Consider the following 12,059-nt stretch of genomic DNA (forward strand, 5'->3'; position numbering starts at 1 on the left):
ATTGCCTTGACCTGACACCGTTCCGAGTGAACGGTTACGGCATCGGGAAGGACTTATGCCGCCAGCGCGCCCTTGGCCTTTTCGGCCAGCGCAGCAAAACCGGCTGCGTCGTGCACGGCGATGTCAGCCAGGACCTTGCGATCCAGGGTGATGCCGGCCTTCAGCAGACCGTTCATGAAGCGGCTGTAGCTCAGGCCGTTGATGCGGGCAGCCGCATTGATACGGGTGATCCACAGCGAACGGAAGTTGCGCTTCTTCTGCTTACGGCCGATGTAGGCGTACTGCTGAGCCTTGATGACCGCCTGCTTGGCGACGCGGAAGACCTTGCGACGGGCGTTGTAATAGCCCTTGGCGAGATCCAGAATCTTCTTGTGGCGGCGACGCGCCTGTACGCCACGCTTAACTCGTGCCATTTTTCAGTTCCTCAGAGGTAAGGGAGCATGCGGTCCAGACGGCCTGCGTCTTCTGCACGGACATGGCCCGTCTGACGCAGATTACGCTTACGCTTGGTCGCTTTCTTCGTGAGGATGTGGCTACGGTTGGCGTGGCCGCACTTGTACTTGCCCGAGGCGGTCTTGCGGAAACGCTTGGCCGCTGCCCGGTTGGTCTTGATCTTGGGCATTGCAATGTCCTTGATGGGATATGACCCTGGTTTCTGACTGATCTGGCGGCGGCCTGGGCCGCTCTTTCCGTCCTGCCATGATCGGCGTACGACCCGTCCTGGGTGGGTCGAGCCGGGCATGATACAGGCAAAACCGCCCTGCCACCAGCCCCTGCAACCCTTTCACGGCAATTTACCGGCATGCCGCAAAAGCGAAGGGGCGCCGATGGCGCCCCTTCACCCTGAACCGTTCAGCCAGGCGCCCCGGAGGGCGGCCCGTCAGGCCTCAGGTCTTCTTCTTCGGCGCGATCATCATGACCATCTGACGCCCTTCCAGGCGCGGACGGGATTCAATGACGATGTCCTCGCCCAGATCGGTCTCGATCCGGTTGGCCATTTCGCGGCCCAGTTCCTGGTGGCTCATTTCACGGCCACGGAAGCGGATGTTGACCTTGATCTTGTCACCATCCTCAAGGAACCCGCGCATCTTGCGCAGCTTGATCTGGTAGTCGCCCTCGTCCGTGACCGGACGGAACTTCACTTCCTTGATCTCGACCTGCTTGGTCTTCTTCTTGGCCTCGCTGGCCTTCTTCTGCGCTTCGAACTTGAACTTGCCGAAGTCCATGATCTTGCAGACCGGCGGATCGGCCTGCGGCTGGATTTCGACCAGGTCCAGGCCTTCATCTTCGGCCATGGACAGCGCTTCGTCGCGCGACAACACGCCGATCATTTCTCCGTCACTGCCGATCACGCGGACGCGCGGCACACGGATTTCCTGATTCTTGCGGTTCTGTTTGTTGTCAGGGGTGCTGATATTACGTTCTCCCAAGGGTATCGAACCGGTCCGGGTGCCTGTGCGCCCGGACCGGACCTTTGCTTACGCGCCCTCGGCGTGGAGCCGCTCGATGAAGGCCTGCAGGCTCATGCTGCCCAGATCTTCGCCAGAACGCGTACGCACCGCCACAGCCCCATTTTCCTTCTCGCGGTCACCAATGACCAGCAGGTAGGGCACGCGCTGCAACGTATGCTCGCGGATTTTATAGCCGATCTTCTCGTTACGCAAATCCGAGCTGACGCGGAAGCCTTGCTCCGCAAGGGTTTTGGTCACGCCCGAGACGTAGTCGGCCTGGGCGTCGGTGATGTTGGCCACCACCACCTGGGTCGGGGCCAGCCAGGCCGGGAACTGGCCGGCATGGTGCTCGATCAGGATGCCCAGGAAGCGCTCCATCGAGCCGACGATGGCCCGGTGCAGCATGACCGGGTGCTTCTTCTGGCTGTTCTCGTCCACGTACTCGGCGCCCAGGCGGCCCGGCATCATGAAGTCGACCTGCATGGTGCCCAGCTGCCAGGTACGGCCGATGGCGTCCTTCAGGTGGTACTCGATCTTCGGGCCATAGAAGGCACCCTCGCCCGGCAGCTCCTGCCATTCCACGCCACAGGCGGTCAGCGCCGAGCGCAGCGCGCCCTCCGCTTTGTCCCAGGTCGCATCGTCACCCAGGCGCGATTCCGGGCGCAGGGCGATCTTGATCTGGATGTCGTCGAAGCCGAAGTGCTGGTAGACCGCCAGCGCCTGCTGATGGAAGGCCGTCACTTCCGACTCGATCTGGTTTTCCGTGCAGAACACGTGGCCGTCGTCCTGGGTGAAGCCACGCACGCGCAGGATGCCGTGCAGCGCGCCGGACGGCTCGTTGCGGTGGCAGGAACCGAACTCACCGTAGCGGATCGGCAGGTCGCGGTAACTGTGCAGGCCCTGGTTGAACACCTGGATGTGGCCCGGGCAGTTCATCGGCTTGACCGCGTAGGTGCGCTTCTCCGATTCGGTGAAGAACATGTTGTCCTGGTAGTTGTCCCAGTGGCCGGACTTCTTCCACAGGCTCACGTCCAGGATCTGCGGGCAGCGCACTTCGCCGTAGCCGCTGTTGCGGTAGACCTTGCGCATGTACTGCTCGACCACCTGCCACAGCGCCCAGCCCTTCGGGTGCCAGAACACCAGGCCCGGCGCTTCTTCCTGCAGGTGGAACAGGTCCTGCTGCTTGCCGATGCGGCGGTGGTCGCGCATCTCGGCTTCCTCGATGCGCTTGATGTACGCCTCAAGCTGCTTCTTGTCCGCCCAGGCGGTGCCGTAGATGCGCTGCAGCTGTTCGTTCTGCGCGTCGCCACGCCAGTAGGCGCCGGAGATGCGGGTCAGCTTGAAGGCCTTCAGGAAGCGCGTGTTCGGCACGTGCGGGCCACGGCACATGTCCACGTATTCCTGATGGTAGTACATGCCCATCGCCTGGATGTCGTCGGACATGTCCTCGATCAGGCGCAGCTTGTAGTCCTCACCACGGGCCTTGAAGATCTCGATCACTTCGGCGCGCGGCGTCATCTTCTTGATGACGTCGTAGTCCTGGGCGATCAGTTCACCCATGCGCTTCTCGATCGCGGCCATGTCGTCCGGGGTGAACGGGCGCTCGGAGTAGATGTCGTAGTAGAAGCCTTCGGCGATCACCGGGCCGATCACCATCTTCACATCCGGGTACAGCTGCTTGACGGCGTGGCCGACCAGGTGGGCGCAGGAGTGGCGGATGATCTCCACGCCCTCCTCGTCCTTGGCGGTGATGATGCGCAGGCTGGCATCGTGGTCGATGACGTCGCTGGCATCGACCAGCACGCCATCCACGGCACCGGCGATGGTGGCCTTGGCCAGGCCGGCACCGATCGACTGGGCGACGTCCATGACGCTGACGGGGTTTTCAAACTCGCGGCGGCTGCCGTCGGGGAGGGTAATGTTGATCATCGGAGTGGCTTCGTGCGGGGCCCGCTGGGCGGGCTGGAAAGCGCTCCCGGGGCGGCGCCCGGGCAATAAAAAAGCGCCACGAGGGCGCCAGGGACACAGGGCCTTCGGGGGCAGGTCAACAGTGGGCGGTGGTAGTGCTCATGTCGCACGCTCGGCCGGCGCTGGGCGCGGGCCACCTTGTTCCAGTCAGGGAGTGTGATGATCTTAAACCAGCGCACCGGAAAGCCCAAGGGCTACCGTACGGTACGCTGAATGGCCCTCGCTGGCGGCGTGAAAACGCAATGATTACCATGTCCGCGCAGCCCGCCCCGTGCCAGCCTGCCCGCTTCCCCCCAGGACCTCGTGATGCGCCACCCGCTCCGACCGGCTCCCGCCGGCCCCGCCCGTGCCCCGCGTTCGCTGGCCCGCTGCCACGGCGGCCGCCCGCAATGATCACCGTCGGCCTTTCCACCCTGGGCTTCTGCAGCCTGGGCATGCTGGCGGCGATGTTCTCCGCGCTGGCCTTCTATGCCGCCTCGCCGCACTGCCGCTGGCCGCGCCTGCGCCGGGCCGGCCGCCTGGGCCGCCAGATCGGCCTGGTCGCGGCCGCCGCCGCGCTGTGGCTGTGGATGGCCGAGCTCGGCTTTGCCGCCGGCCTGGTGGCCATGCTGTGCACCTGGATGCTGGCGGCGATGCTGCTGCCGGCACTGGCCGCCTGGCATCGCCCGGGCACGGAGTCGCCCTGATGTGGCCGCGCGCCTTCGCCGGCATCGTCGCCGGCTTCTTCCTGGCCGCGGCCGCGACCGGCCTGCTGGCATGGCTGCCGCCCGGCCCCTGGCAGCGGGCGCTGGTGCCGACCCTGATCGCTTTCATCCCGCTGTGGATGCTGGCCGCCCTGTGGGCGTTCAGTTTCCGCAGCGCGCTGCGTGCCTGGCTCGTGCTGGGCGGCAGCGCCGCCGCCGGCTTCGCCGTGCTCGGGCTGCTGCGCCTGACCGGCGCGGTGCAATGAGACCTCTCCCATGAAGTTCAGTTCGCAGACGCTGCGCACGTTCACCACCCTGCACACCTGGGTCGGCCTGGTCGCCGGGTTCGGCCTGTTCGTGGCCTTCTACGCCGGTGCGCTGACCCTGTTCCATCACGACCTGCCGCTGTGGCAGACCCCGGGCGCGGCCACCGCACTGCCAGCCGGGCTGGACGATGCGCAGTACCTGCTGGAAGACGTACTGGCGACACACCCGGAAGCCCGCCGCCACGTCGGCATGACCTTCCCCGGCGCCGACCACCCGCAGCCACTTGCGTACTGGCAGGCCGATGATGGCAGCTGGCGCTATGCCTGGCCGGGGCAGATTGGCGGCAGCCCGACGCCGCCGCAGACCGGGCTGGCCGAGCTGGTCAACGAGCTGCACTACAGCCTGGGCCTGCCCGTGGCCGGCATCTACGTGATGGGCATTGTCAGCCTGCTGTACGGCATGGCGCTGCTCAGCGGCCTGGTGATCCATCTGCCGAAGCTGCTCGGCGACCTGTTCGCGCTGCGTCCGGGGCGCAACCTGAAACAGCTGTGGCAGGACGCGCACAACGTGATCGGCGTACTGAGCCTGCCCTTCCACCTGATGTTCGCGGTGACCGGCGCCCTGCTCTGCCTGGTGTTCGTGCAGATGGCCCTGCTCAACCCCCTGATCTTCGACGGCAAGGCCCTGCAGGCCGTGCCAACAGCGATGGACACCGCACCGGTGCGTGAAGCGACCGGCATCCCCTCGCCGCCGGGCAGCCTGCGCGTGCTGCAGGCGCGGGCGCTGGAGGTGGCGCGCGCACAGGGCGTGACCAGCTTCGAGCCGGCCTACCTGAAGCTGGCCAACGCGGGCGACACCAACGCCACCATCGAGATCACCGGCGAATCCACCGGCACCCTCGGCCCGCTCGGCGCCGTGGCGCTGGATGTCGCCACCGGCCAGGTACTGGCCACCCAGCTGCCAGGCCAGCGCGACGCCAACCACGCCACGCTCAGCGCCGCCTATGCGCTGCACTTCGGCGAGTTCGGCAACGGCGTGGTGGTCTGGCTGTACTTCCTGCTCGGCCTGGGCGGTGCGTTCCTGTTCTACTCGGGCAACCTGCTGTGGATCGAGTCGCGGCGCAAGCGTCGCCAGCCGCAGCAACCGCGCGCCGGAGTGAACATGGCACGGGCCACGGTCGGCGTGTGCATCGGCCTGTGCGTGGCGATCTCGGTCGCGTTCCTCACCGCGCTGGTGCTGGAACGGCTGGCGCCGGCGGCGGTCGACCACGGCATCCGCTGGGCCTGCTTCGGCAGCTGGGCGGCCTGTGCGCTGTGGGCCGCGCTGCGCCGCCCGGCACAGGCCGCACGCGAGCTGCTGTGGGCGGCGGCAATCAGTACCGCGCTGGTGCCGATCCTGCACGGCGCACTCAATGGTGACTGGCTGTGGCGTGCGGCCGCGCGTGGCCACTGGCCGCTGTTCTGGGTCGATGCCATCGCGCTGGCCATGGCCTTCGGCTTCGCCCGCCTGGCAGTGGCCAGTCAACGCCGCGCCCGCAACGGCGATCCGAACAGCGTCTGGGCCAACTGAGCCTTCGCCGGGCATGGCCCGGCGCTACCGGAGCAGGTGCGCTGGGTCCAGGTAGCGGCTGACTTCGATCAGGTTGCCATCCGGGTCGCGGAAGTACACCGATTCGATTGGACCCAGTGCGCCGGTGCGGGCCACCGGCCCCTCCTCCACCGCGACGGCCTGCGCCTGCAGGTGTGCCAGCACATCGATTGCCGCCGTATGCGTGACCAGGCACAGGTCGGCGCTGCCCGGCGTGGGTCGTAACGCATGCGGCTGCAGCGGGGCACTGGCCGGATGCAGATTGATCTTCTGCTGGCCGAACTGCAGCGCGGTACGTCCCGCGCCGAAGCGCACGACCTGCATGCCGAGCACGCGCTGGTAGAAATCACAGCTGCGGTCGATGTCGGCGACGGTGAGGACCAGATGGTCCAGGCGTTCGAGATGGATCATGCCCGCAGCGTAACGCTGCGGGCGTGGACATGCTGTGCGGGGTTGGGCCGATGGCGTTGCGGCATTGCGCCGGGCATCGCCTGATGCAGCTCAATCGCCGATGCGCGCCTTCTGCCAGGGGCCCAGCATGGCGTTGAGCAGGCTGGCCTGCTCGTCGTCGCCGGTCAGCTCCCACATGAATACACCGGCCAGGCCCTGCTCGCGGGCGAACTGCGCACGCAGCCCGATCGAGCGCGGGTCTTCATAGCTGATGAAGACCTTCTGTTCGGCGTTGTACAGCCACGGGCTCTGCGCCTGCGGCTGCCAGTGCTTCGTCCAGCCCGGCTGGTCGAGATAGCGCGCCTTGATCACCCGCCAGTCGCCTGCATCGGCCGGTGCGCTGTAGGGCTGGTACAACCCATCCGGGGCATCACCTGTAACCTTGAAGCCGCGCCCGTAGAACGGCACGCCCAGCACCAGCTTGTGGGCCGGTACGCCGTGGTCGCGGTAAAACTGCACGGCACCGGCCACGTTGTTCCAACGGCGCAGCTCCGGCGCCAGTGGATCGGCCGCCACCTCAAGCAGCGGTGCGTTGAAGGTCGACACCGCCGAGAAGCCGGTGCCCATGTCGTAGCTCATCAGGTTGATGAAATCGAACACCTTGGCCAGCGCCGGCAGGTCGTAGCTCGCCGCCGGATCGTAGGGGCCATCCGTCTGCAGGCGACCGGCGGCCAGCGCGGCGGTCAGCAGCATCGGCTGCCCCGCCTTGCGACCGCGCGCATCAAGTGCCACGCGGAACGCCTGCGCGAGCCGGGTCAGGTTGGCACGATCCTGCGGGCGGTGCGCCAGTTCCTTCGGCCCACCACTGACCGGGAATTCCCAGTCGATGTCCACACCATCGAAGCTGCCTGCATGGCGCTCGAAGAACAGCGTCATGCATGAGTCGACCAGGCGCTTGCGGCTGGTTTCGGTCAGTGCCGCATCGGAGAACCCGCCTGCGCCCCAGCCGCCGATCGAAATCAGCGTGCGCAGGTGCGGATGCGCCTTCTTGAGTTCGGCCAGTGCGGCGAAATTCTTCGGCGCTTCCGCACCGATCGTGCAGCGCCCGTCCTCGATGGTCGAGAACGCGTAGAACAGGTGGGTCAGGCGCTCGGCCGGAATGCTCGACACCGGATAGCGCTCGGCGGAACCACCGGGGTAGTAGGCACCGAAGATCGGCGGCTGTGCGGGCGCAGCGTGCGCGGCAATGGGCAGGGCGCCGGCAATCAGTCCGGCAAGGACGGCCACAGTCTGGCGGAACATGGAATCTCCCGGTTCGAAGGCGCCGCCACGTTAGCAAACCGATGGGGCTGTGGGACCGATGTCGTGGCATGTCGTCCGATGGACAGGCGCGATCCGCGCAACGGTGACAGAACAATGGCTGCGTAGCGCCTCTCATGCACCGCAGCAGGACATGCGGCGACCTGGGTGAGCGGTTGTTCGCAACTTCGAGGCAAAGAAAAAGCGGGCCGAAGCCCGCTTTTTCATTTCAGCGATTCCAGGAGCGTGTCAACCAAGCAAGGTTGACACCCACCGCCGATTATTCGGCGCTGACGGCGTCGCCTTCTTCCACGGCCTTCATCGACAGGCGGATACGGCCCTGCTTGTCGACTTCCAGCACCTTGACCTTGACCACATCGCCTTCCTTCAGCACGTCGCCGACCTTCTCGACGCGATCGCTGGAGATCTGCGACACGTGGACCAGACCGTCCTTGCCCGGCAGGATCGTGACGAACGCACCGAAGTCCATGATCTTGGCGACCTTGCCTTCGTAGATGCGGCCCGGCTCGACGTCCGAGGTGATCTGCTCGATGCGGGCCTTGGCGGCCTGGGCAGCGATGGCGTTGACCGATGCGATGACGATGGTGCCGTCGTCCTGGATGTCGATCTGGGTGCCGGTTTCCTTGGTGATGGCCTGGATGGTCGAACCACCCTTGCCGATCACTTCGCGGATCTTGTCCGGGTGGATCTTGATGGTCAACAGGCGCGGCGCGTAGTCCGACAGCTCTTCACGCGGAGCGGTCAGGCCGTGGGCCATTTCGCCCAGGATGTGCAGACGGCCAGCCTTGGCCTGCTGCAGGGCCTGCTTCATGATCTCTTCGGTGATGCCTTCGATCTTGATGTCCATCTGCAGGGCGGAGATGCCCTCAGCGGTACCGGCCACCTTGAAGTCCATGTCGCCCAGGTGATCTTCGTCACCCAGGATGTCGGACAGGACGACGAAGCGCTCGCCTTCCTTGACCAGACCCATGGCGATACCGGCAACCGGTGCCTTCACCGGCACGCCGGCGTCCATCAGGGCCAGCGAGGAACCGCAGACCGAGGCCATCGACGAGGAACCGTTCGACTCGGTGATTTCCGAGACGACGCGGATGGTGTACGGGAAGGCTTCCAGCGACGGCATGACAGCCAGCACGCCGCGCTTGGCCAGGCGACCGTGGCCGATTTCGCGGCGCTTCGGGCCCATCATACGGCCGCACTCACCCACCGAGAACGGAGGGAAGTTGTAGTGGAACAGGAAGTTTTCCTTGTACTCACCGGCAACGGCGTCGATGACCTGGCCGTCACGGGCGGTGCCCAGGGTGATGGTCACAATGGCCTGGGTTTCGCCGCGGGTGAACAGCGAGGAGCCGTGGGTACGCGGCAGCACGCCGGTCTTCACGGTGATCGGGCGGACGGTGTCCAGCGCACGGCCGTCGATGCGCACCTTGGTGTCCAGCACCGAGTCACGCATGGTGCGGTATTCCAGCTCGCCGAATTCCTTCGACAGCTCGGCCGGGTTCCAGCCTTCGGCGGCCACGCGGCCTGCCAGGGCTTCGACCACGTCCTTCTTGATTGCCGAGATGGCGTCGCGGCGCTGCAGCTTGTCGCGCACCTGGAAGGCTTCGCCCAGGCGCGGGCCGATGGCTTCCTTCAGGGCGGCGATCAGCGCGTCGTTCTTGGCCGGGGCTTCCCAGGTCGACGGCTTGGTGCCGGCTTCGACGGTCAGCTCGTTGATCGCGTTGATGACCTTCTGCATCTCGCGGTGACCGAAGGTCACGGCGCCCAGCATCACTTCTTCGGACAGCAGCGCAGCTTCGGATTCAACCATCAGCACGGCGTTGGAGGTGCCGGCGACGACCAGTTCCAGCTGCGAGTCAGCCAGTTCGCTGACGGTCGGGTTCAGGATGTACTCGCCGTTCTTGTAACCGACCTTGGCAGCGCCGATCGGACCCATGAACGGGGTGCCGGCCAGGGCCAGGGCAGCCGAGGCGCCGATCAGGGCCGGGATGTCGCCGTCCACGTCCGGGTTCAGCGACATGACCGTGGCGATGATCTGCACTTCGTTCTTGTAGTCTTCGGGGAACAGCGGGCGGATCGGACGGTCGATCAGACGCGAGATCAGGGTTTCCTTCTCGGTCGCACGGCCTTCACGCTTGAAGAAACCACCCGGGATACGGCCGCCGGCGTAGAACTTTTCCTGATAATCGACGGTCAGCGGGAAGAAGTCCTGGCCTTCGCGCGCGCTCTTGGCGGCGACGGCGGTGACCAGCAGTACGGTGTCGTCCATCTTGACGATGACGGCACCGCTGGCCTGACGGGCGACTTCGCCGGTCTCGAGCGTGACGGTGTGCTTGCCGTACTGGAAGGTTTTGGTGATTTTTGCCACGGAGGGTGTCCTTGGGGATGCTGTCTGCGAATTTGGACCGTCGGCGACCCTTGCCGCCAGCGGGTGGCCGGATCGTTCCGGCCTGAATCGGGGATTGCGGTGCTACAAAACAAAACCGCGGCGCATCGCTGCGCCGCGGGGGATTCGTTGCTTAGCGACGCAGGCCAAGCTTTTCGATCAGGGCCTTGTAACGCTCGACGTCCTTCTTCTTCAGGTAGTCGAGCAGGCTGCGACGGCGGTTGACCATCTGCAGCAGGCCGCGGCGGCTGTGGTGGTCCTTCTTGTGGGTCTTGAAGTGGCCGGTCAGCAGTTCGATGCGGGCGGTCAGCAGTGCAACCTGGACTTCCGGGGAGCCGGTGTCAGCCGAGCTGCGCTTGTTGTCTTCAATGACCTTCTGGGTGTCGATCGACATTTCTTTTTTCTCTGTGATGCGTGGCCGGCAGGAACGCGCTTCGCGCACCGCCAGGCTCGCCGTGGACTACGAGGATGAAACCTGCGCGAGGCAGGCTGCCGGAAAACGGCCGCGAAATTGTAACGGTCGGGGGGCCTCGGAACAAGGTCCGGGGCTGAACCGTCCGGGCCCGGTCAGAGGTTGAAACGACGCTGCGGAGCCAGCAGGCCACTGTCATCGACCTGACCCAACCCCTGGACAGCATCGTCCGGACCGAACACGGCCACCAGACCACGGGGCCACGACAGATCGCGCTGGCGCTGGCCGACGCAGAAGCGGTGGGCCTGGTCGGCATCGAGGTCGACCCGCGGGTATTCAGCCAGGCCGGCCGCCAGCGGCAGCAGCAGCGCGTCCATGCCCGCCTCGTCACCCGCCTCGACCATCGCCCGCAGCTGATCCAGGGTGACCATCGCCGGTTCACGGAACGGCTCGACCCAGAGCCGGCGCAGCGCACTGATATGCGCGCCACAGCCCAGCGCCTCGCCCAGATCGCGGGCCAGGCTGCGGATATAGGTGCCCGAGCCGCAGGTCACACGCAGCCGCAACCGCTCCGGCCGCTGCTCGAGCACCTCGATGGCGTGCACCTGCACCTCGCGCTCCGGCGCTTCAATGACGTCACCGCGGCGGGCCTTCACATACAGCGGCTCCCCGCCCTGCTTCAGCGCCGAATAGATCGGGGCGCGCTGGCGGATGCTGCCGGTCAGCGGCGCCAGCACCGCCTGCAGGGTCTCGGCACTGATCGAAGGCACCGGGCGCTGCAGCAGCACCTGGCCTTCGGCATCGTCGGTGTCGGTGGTCTGGCCCAGCATGATCTCGGCGTCGTAGGCCTTGGCCGAGCCGAGCAGCAGGCCGGCAATCTTGGTCGCCTCGCCGAAGCACAGCGGCAACAGGCCGGTGGCCAGCGGGTCGAGACTGCCGGTATGGCCGCCCTTTTCGGCACGGAACAGGCGACGAGCCACCTGCAGGGCGGCGTTGGAACTCATGCCGGTCGACTTGTCGAGCAGCAGGATGCCATCCAGGCGGCGGAACTGAATTCGGGTCATGACAGATACGGGTAGCGCCGGGCCATGCCCGGCGAGCGCGAAGCGCGGCCAGCGTCCGGCCTCGCACGGTCAGAATGAAAAGACGCCGGGCATGGGCCCGGCGCTGGCTTATTCTTCGTCGCTCTCGCGACGCTTCTCCGCGGCCAGCGTATCGGGCAGGTCGCGCAGGATGTTGTCGATGTGCTCACCACGGTCGACCGAGTCGTCGTAGTGGAAATGCAGCTCCGGCACGTGGCGCAGCTTCATCGCGCGGGCCAGATCCATGCGCAGGCGGTAGCCCAGCTCCTTCAGGCCTGCCACGGCTTCAGCCGAACGTTCCGGCATCAGCGCGGTGACGAACACCTTGGCATGGGCCATGTCGCGGGTGATTTCCACGTCGGACACGCTCACCGAGGGCAACCCATGCTCGCGCACGGCGTTGTGCACCAGGGTGCCGAGTTCACGGCGCAGCTGGGCGGAGACACGGTCGGTTCGATGGAAAGTCTTGGGCACGAGGAGCTCTTGGTTCAGTTGTCGCCCGACCAACGGTCG

General features: G+C 66.1%; 13 protein-coding genes. 3 read left to right on the forward strand and 10 right to left on the reverse strand.

Features of this window, described 5'->3' with window-relative positions:
- Nucleotides 1–53: 53 nt before the first annotated feature.
- From rplT to thrS, 4 genes are all read right to left on the reverse strand, one after another.
- Nucleotides 54–413 carry a 50S ribosomal protein L20 gene (gene rplT / locus AC5P6E_RS13900; RefSeq protein WP_005410435.1) on the reverse strand — a complete coding sequence of 120 codons (360 nt, stop codon included), beginning with the start codon at nt 411–413 and terminating at the stop codon, nt 54–56.
- An 11-nt stretch (nt 414–424) separates the two neighbouring features.
- The gene (gene rpmI, locus AC5P6E_RS13905; protein ID WP_005410436.1) at nt 425–622 is read right to left on the reverse strand and encodes a 50S ribosomal protein L35; all 198 of its coding nucleotides are present in this window, start codon (nt 620–622) and stop codon (nt 425–427) included.
- A gap of 265 nt (nt 623–887) precedes the next feature.
- Nucleotides 888–1,430 (reverse strand): translation initiation factor IF-3, encoded by a 543-nt coding sequence (infC, locus tag AC5P6E_RS13910; RefSeq protein ID WP_005410437.1) that lies wholly within the window; start codon nt 1,428–1,430, stop codon nt 888–890.
- Nucleotides 1,431–1,478: 48 nt separating this feature from the next.
- Nucleotides 1,479–3,380 (reverse strand): threonine--tRNA ligase, encoded by a 1,902-nt coding sequence (gene thrS, locus AC5P6E_RS13915; protein WP_010486466.1) that lies wholly within the window; start codon nt 3,378–3,380, stop codon nt 1,479–1,481.
- Between the two features lie 428 nt (nt 3,381–3,808).
- Here thrS and AC5P6E_RS13920 point away from each other — a divergent pair, with 428 nt between their 5' ends.
- From AC5P6E_RS13920 to AC5P6E_RS13930, 3 genes are read left to right on the forward strand one after another with little or no spacing between them, the layout of a single operon-like run.
- The gene (locus tag AC5P6E_RS13920; RefSeq protein ID WP_005410439.1) at nt 3,809–4,105 is read left to right on the forward strand and encodes a hypothetical protein; all 297 of its coding nucleotides are present in this window, start codon (nt 3,809–3,811) and stop codon (nt 4,103–4,105) included.
- Nucleotides 4,105–4,368 carry a hypothetical protein gene (locus tag AC5P6E_RS13925; RefSeq protein ID WP_043401932.1) on the forward strand — a complete coding sequence of 88 codons (264 nt, stop codon included), beginning with the start codon at nt 4,105–4,107 and terminating at the stop codon, nt 4,366–4,368. Before AC5P6E_RS13920 ends, AC5P6E_RS13925 begins: the two co-directional genes overlap by 1 nt.
- 10 nt (nt 4,369–4,378) lie before the next feature.
- Nucleotides 4,379–5,938 carry a PepSY-associated TM helix domain-containing protein gene (locus AC5P6E_RS13930; RefSeq protein WP_019336890.1) on the forward strand — a complete coding sequence of 520 codons (1,560 nt, stop codon included), beginning with the start codon at nt 4,379–4,381 and terminating at the stop codon, nt 5,936–5,938.
- A 24-nt stretch (nt 5,939–5,962) separates the two neighbouring features.
- Here AC5P6E_RS13930 and AC5P6E_RS13935 read toward each other — a convergent pair whose 3' ends face one another.
- The 6 genes from AC5P6E_RS13935 to rbfA all read right to left on the reverse strand — a co-directional run bounded on the left by AC5P6E_RS13935 (nt 5,963) and on the right by rbfA (nt 12,020).
- Nucleotides 5,963–6,367 carry a VOC family protein gene (locus AC5P6E_RS13935; RefSeq protein WP_100446314.1) on the reverse strand — a complete coding sequence of 135 codons (405 nt, stop codon included), beginning with the start codon at nt 6,365–6,367 and terminating at the stop codon, nt 5,963–5,965.
- 90 nt (nt 6,368–6,457) lie between these two features.
- Entirely contained in the window at nt 6,458–7,648 is a 1,191-nt protein-coding gene (locus AC5P6E_RS13940) for a glycoside hydrolase family 18 protein (RefSeq protein WP_164192692.1), read from the reverse strand.
- A 277-nt stretch (nt 7,649–7,925) separates the two neighbouring features.
- On the reverse strand, nt 7,926–10,034 hold the full coding sequence (gene pnp / locus AC5P6E_RS13945; RefSeq protein WP_019336892.1) for a polyribonucleotide nucleotidyltransferase: 2,109 nt from the start codon (nt 10,032–10,034) through the stop codon (nt 7,926–7,928).
- A 151-nt stretch (nt 10,035–10,185) separates the two neighbouring features.
- Nucleotides 10,186–10,446 carry a 30S ribosomal protein S15 gene (gene rpsO, locus AC5P6E_RS13950; RefSeq protein ID WP_005410445.1) on the reverse strand — a complete coding sequence of 87 codons (261 nt, stop codon included), beginning with the start codon at nt 10,444–10,446 and terminating at the stop codon, nt 10,186–10,188.
- Nucleotides 10,447–10,619: 173 nt separating this feature from the next.
- Nucleotides 10,620–11,528: a tRNA pseudouridine(55) synthase TruB gene (gene truB, locus AC5P6E_RS13955; RefSeq protein ID WP_495231053.1), complete on the reverse strand. Its 909-nt coding sequence runs from the start codon at nt 11,526–11,528 to the stop codon at nt 10,620–10,622.
- A 108-nt stretch (nt 11,529–11,636) separates the two neighbouring features.
- Complete coding sequence (rbfA, locus tag AC5P6E_RS13960; RefSeq protein ID WP_005410447.1) at nt 11,637–12,020, reverse strand: 30S ribosome-binding factor RbfA; 384 nt, start codon at nt 12,018–12,020, stop codon at nt 11,637–11,639.
- Nucleotides 12,021–12,059: the final 39 nt, after the last annotated feature.

The organism is Stenotrophomonas sp. YJH_SMC_16 (assembly GCF_059367875.1).

What these genes read in the sequence shown, in the direction of transcription:
- rpmI (WP_005410436.1), bottom strand. Translation starts at nt 622, where the DNA reads ATGCCCAAGATCAAGACCAACCGGGCAGCGGCCAAGCGTTTCCGCAAG.
- thrS (WP_010486466.1), bottom strand. Translation starts at nt 3,380, where the DNA reads ATGATCAACATTACCCTCCCCGACGGCAGCCGCCGCGAGTTTGAAAAC.
- AC5P6E_RS13940 (WP_164192692.1), bottom strand. Translation starts at nt 7,648, where the DNA reads ATGTTCCGCCAGACTGTGGCCGTCCTTGCCGGACTGATTGCCGGCGCC.
- AC5P6E_RS13920 (WP_005410439.1), top strand. Translation starts at nt 3,809, where the DNA reads ATGATCACCGTCGGCCTTTCCACCCTGGGCTTCTGCAGCCTGGGCATG.
- AC5P6E_RS13935 (WP_100446314.1), bottom strand. Translation starts at nt 6,367, where the DNA reads ATGATCCATCTCGAACGCCTGGACCATCTGGTCCTCACCGTCGCCGAC.
- AC5P6E_RS13925 (WP_043401932.1), top strand. Translation starts at nt 4,105, where the DNA reads ATGTGGCCGCGCGCCTTCGCCGGCATCGTCGCCGGCTTCTTCCTGGCC.
- rpsO (WP_005410445.1), bottom strand. Translation starts at nt 10,446, where the DNA reads ATGTCGATCGACACCCAGAAGGTCATTGAAGACAACAAGCGCAGCTCG.
- AC5P6E_RS13930 (WP_019336890.1), top strand. Translation starts at nt 4,379, where the DNA reads ATGAAGTTCAGTTCGCAGACGCTGCGCACGTTCACCACCCTGCACACC.
- rplT (WP_005410435.1), bottom strand. Translation starts at nt 413, where the DNA reads ATGGCACGAGTTAAGCGTGGCGTACAGGCGCGTCGCCGCCACAAGAAG.
- truB (WP_495231053.1), bottom strand. Translation starts at nt 11,528, where the DNA reads ATGACCCGAATTCAGTTCCGCCGCCTGGATGGCATCCTGCTGCTCGAC.